Below are 3,127 nucleotides of genomic sequence, written 5' to 3'. Positions count from 1 at the left end.
CCGCAGGTCTGCGCGAGACTGAAGATACGGTCGAGCGTATCGGTATTGAGCGTGCGCGTACGGCGATTATGCAGGCTGATATGCTGCTGATGGTTTATGACGTGACTCGCGACCTTGAAAGTGACAGCACGCCATTACAGCTGGCTGAACAGCTATTTGGCGAGTTGCCAGAAGCCAAGCGCTTACTGATTATTGCCAATAAAAGCGATTTATTAAACGATAACAGCAGTAAAGAAAGAATCGCTACTTCACAAGCAGAAATAAAAAATCATGGCTATGAGCAGGTCAATGTTTCATGTGAAACAGGCGCAGGAATTGATGATTTAGTTGAAACCTTATGTGCTAAAGTAGGTTTTCATCCGCCAGAGAATAGCTTAATCGCCCGTACACGACATATTGATGCGCTGAGACGTACCGCTGATTCGCTAGTAGAGGCACATGAGCAGCTGACAGTGTTTAAAGCAGGTGAGTTGGTGGCAGAAAGCCTACGCCAAGCGCAGCAAAGTTTGGGAGAAATTACGGGTGAATTTAGCGCTGACGATTTATTAGGAAAAATTTTTGGTAGTTTTTGTATTGGCAAATAACGAGTAAAAGTCTGCTTCTTTATCTGCATAGTAAAATTATCATTTTTTAGAAAGTTTAGTCCTATCAATAATTATATTCGCCCGCACTATTAACCTAAGGAAAAGCGTATGCATTGTCCGTATTGTAATGCGTCAGATACCAAAGTTATCGACTCACGGCTAGCAGCTGATGGCGCGCAAGTACGCCGCCGCCGCTCATGTAATAGCTGTCAGGAACGCTTTACGACCTTTGAAGTGGTAGAAGTGGTGATGCCGCGTATTATCAAATCAAGTGGCAAAATCGAACCTTACGATAATGACAAATTGCGCCGCTCGATTTTATTACCGCTACAAAAACGTCCGATTACCATCGATGAGCAAGAGGCCATGATTAGTCGTATCGAAAAGCGCGTACGCCAAATGGGCGAGCGCGAGGTGAGCAGTAAAGTTTTGGGTGAGATTATTATGAGTGAGCTTAAGACGCTTGACGATGTCGCTTATGTACGTTTTGCCAGTGTCTATCGTGATTTTCAAGATATCGACGCTTTTCATCAAGAAATTGCCAATATCCGTCCTAATGAAAAATAAGCATCACTCATGCTAAGTATTTAGCCTACTTTCAAGTTTATATTGCTTACTCACTCTACTCTATAAAATCTTTAATAATAATTATCAGTCGTTGATTAAGTCCACCTTTATGCCAAACTCAAATCATTCTCAAGACGCCAAAGACCGCTATTTTATGATGCTCGCCATTGAGCAGGCTAAACATGGTCTGTATACGACGCGTCCAAATCCGTCGGTCGGCTGTGTGATTGTGCAAGCGGATAAAATGGTTGGCCAAGGATTTCATCCTAAAGCGGGGCAACCGCATGCTGAGGTTTTTGCCTTAAAAGAAGCCGGCACGCGCGCGATTGGTGCGACCGCTTATGATACTTTAGAGCCTTGTAGTCATACCGGACGTACACCGCCCTGTGCCTTAGGTCTTATCAAAGCTGGAGTAAAGCGTGTTGTCATTGCCGGTCTTGATCCCAATCCACAAGTGGCTGGTCGCGGTGTGAAACTTTTAGAACAAGCAGGCATTGCTGTTACCGTTGGCGTGCTAACAGCGCAAGCAGAAGCTTTAAATAAGGGCTTTTTAAAGGCGATGCGTAGCCAAATGCCTTATGTCAGGCTTAAAATTGCCACCAGTCTTGACGGTCGTACCGCTATGGCGTCTGGAGAGTCGAAGTGGATCACGGGCACTGCGGCGCGCGAAGATGTACAGAAACTGCGTGCGCAAAGTGGCGCTATTATCACAGGCAGTGAAACGATCATCGTTGATAATCCGCAATTAAACGTGCGCTCTAGTCAACTAGGTATTAATCCTGAACAAGTACCATCGCCTAAAATAGTGATACTCGATAGACGAGGACGATTAAAACACGATTTACAGTCTGACTATCAGCTATGCCAGAGTCCAAAAACTCTTTATTGGCGTGAAGAAAGTTTAATAGAGTTATTAAAGAACTTAGTGAGTGAACATCACTGTTATGACGTATTAGTAGAGGCGGGCGCAAGTGTTGCAGGTAGCTTTTTACAACAGCAACTGGTGGATGAGCTCATTGTTTATCAAGCACCTTGCTTATTAGGGAGTGAGGCGCGTCCTATGGTTGCTATCAATCCATTATCGTTAGCGCAGCAGCTACGTTTTGATATTCACGGTCATGAGCAGCTTGGTACTGATCTTAAGCTTACCTTGTTACCTTTATAGTCGGCGTTATAAATGCCTTGTCTTTCAATATTTTATCCACAAGATTAAACCTGTGTACACTATACGTGGATAAATAAAGTAGTTTTATCGAGGTTTCACATGGAACTGTGTATAACTTTGTTTCACATGAAACTTATCAGTAATTTTTAATAATGTTTTAAAGCTATAAGTCATTTAGAATCAATAACTTACATATATAATTTAAGTGTAGTGGATAATTATTAAAAAACAGACTTATTGTGGATAACTCTTTAGAAACCAAGGTTCTCATGCTACTCCTTCTTAAATCAACGCTAGTTATCCACAGTTTATCCCCTGCGTCTTTTTATTAACGCTAATTTTACAGTAAGCGCTATAAATAGCTTAAATACTAATAGCGATTATCGTTATTGATTTTGAATGAAATAATAGGCTCAAATAATATATGCTGCCTTTAACGGCCATAAAAAATACCAAGAGGTTAATATGTTTACTGGAATTATAGAAAGCGTTGGCAAAGTAAAGTCTATGCAGCCAACGGGTGGTGATATCCGCTTGACCATCGAATCTGATGGCTTAGATTTTAGCGATGTGAAATTGGGGGATTCTATTGCTTCAAATGGCATTTGCTTAACGGTAGTGGAGTTTGGTAGTAATTATTACTCTGTCGACGTTTCACGTGAAACGATCGCTCGTACAGCGCTGGCAGATTTAAAGCCCGGTTATACGGTGAACTTAGAAAAAGCCATGCTACCAACCACCCGTTTTGGTGGGCATATCGTCGCCGGTCACGTTGATGGCGTAGGCGTGGTTAGTAAATTGCAAAAAGATG

At 42.3% G+C, this 3,127-nt stretch carries 2 protein-coding genes and 2 pseudogenes; all 4 read left to right on the top strand.

The window, feature by feature from the left end:
- Window positions 1-584, top strand: a pseudogene (gene trmE, locus V7D75_RS11350) (tRNA uridine-5-carboxymethylaminomethyl(34) synthesis GTPase MnmE); the annotation flags it as partial.
- 108 nt (window positions 585-692) lie between these two features.
- The gene (gene nrdR, locus V7D75_RS11345) at window positions 693-1,151 is read left to right on the top strand and encodes a transcriptional regulator NrdR (RefSeq protein WP_068405041.1); all 459 of its coding nucleotides are present in this window, start codon (window positions 693-695) and stop codon (window positions 1,149-1,151) included.
- A gap of 109 nt (window positions 1,152-1,260) precedes the next feature.
- Window positions 1,261-2,316: a bifunctional diaminohydroxyphosphoribosylaminopyrimidine deaminase/5-amino-6-(5-phosphoribosylamino)uracil reductase RibD gene (gene ribD, locus V7D75_RS11340; RefSeq protein WP_333614639.1), complete on the top strand. Its 1,056-nt coding sequence runs from the start codon at window positions 1,261-1,263 to the stop codon at window positions 2,314-2,316.
- Between the two features lie 465 nt (window positions 2,317-2,781).
- Window positions 2,782-3,127, top strand: a pseudogene (locus V7D75_RS11335) (riboflavin synthase); the annotation flags it as partial.

It is taken from the genome of Psychrobacter sp. (assembly GCF_036731945.1).
Classification (GTDB): Bacteria; Pseudomonadota; Gammaproteobacteria; order Pseudomonadales; family Moraxellaceae; genus Psychrobacter.
This window is presented reverse-complemented; position numbering and strand designations above follow the sequence as displayed.